Genomic DNA, 250 nt, shown 5'->3' with positions numbered 1-250 from the left:
GCGTGACCATGCGTGACCAGACCGAATGGGTGGAGCTAGTGACCTGTGGAGCCAACGTTCTTGTGGGAGCGGCCCGCGACATGATTGTCGAATCTGCACGGACTAGCCTGGGAAAGACCATTCAAGACGATGGTCAGCTTTACGGAGGCGGTCAAGCCTCTTCTCGGATTGCTGAATATCTTGCCAAGCTGTGATGCTTTGCGTGTCGAGTTTAAATAAAGGATTTATTTAGTTCCATGAACGTCTGGTA

Annotated in this window: 1 protein-coding gene; it reads left to right on the top strand. The window is 51.2% G+C overall.

Going from position 1 to position 250, the window contains the following annotated elements:
• Window positions 1-194, top strand: a 194-nt coding sequence (locus ACLJNW_RS27165) for a UDP-N-acetylglucosamine 2-epimerase (RefSeq protein ID WP_410961658.1), incomplete at its 5' end; no start/stop codon positions are given.
• Window positions 195-250 lie beyond the last annotated feature (56 nt).

This window comes from Salmonella sp. SAL4457 (assembly GCF_046548235.1).
Lineage (GTDB): Bacteria > Pseudomonadota > Gammaproteobacteria > Enterobacterales > Enterobacteriaceae > Salmonella > Salmonella enterica.
The sequence above is the reverse complement of the archived record's forward strand: the minus strand, read 5'-3'. Positions and strand labels throughout refer to the sequence as shown.